Here is a 477-nt window from a genome sequence, read left to right as displayed (position 1 = left end):
AGATGGTCCCCGCCGCCCTGCACAACGGCATCGGCCTGCTGCCCTGGTCCCCGCTGGCGGGCGGCTTCCTCACCGGCAAGTACCAGCGCGGCACCACGCCCGCCCCCGACACCCGGGCCGGCTCGGCCAACGAGCTGTACCAGTACGTGTCGGCCGAGTACGCGTCCCTCGACCGCAACTGGGCCACCATCGGCGAGGTCGTGCGCGTCGCGGGAGAGAGCGGCGCCACCCCCGCCCAGGTGGCCCTGAGTTGGATCGCCGCCCGGCCCGGCGTCACCGCACCGATCGTCGGCGCGCGCACCCTGGCCCAGCTGCACGACAGCGTCGCAGCCGCCGACCTCACCCTCGACGACGAGGCCGCCGCCGCACTCGAGAAGGTCAGCGCCCCCGCGCCGGGCGGCTACCCGTACGGCGCGTTCGGCACCACCCAGCGCGACCGCCGCCTGCGGGGCGGCTCCCAGGCCCAGGGAGAACTCG

General features: G+C 75.9%; 1 protein-coding gene. It reads left to right on the top strand.

Going from position 1 to position 477, the window contains the following annotated elements; genetic code table 11:
* Nucleotides 1-477, top strand: a 477-nt coding sequence (locus RM844_RS32330; protein WP_311671014.1) for an aldo/keto reductase, incomplete at both ends; no start/stop codon positions are given.

The organism is Streptomyces chisholmiae, assembly GCF_031845445.1.
Lineage (GTDB): Bacteria > Actinomycetota > Actinomycetes > Streptomycetales > Streptomycetaceae > Streptomyces > Streptomyces chisholmiae.
Note: the sequence above shows the minus strand (reverse complement) of the source record. Positions and strands in the feature narration are given on the sequence as shown.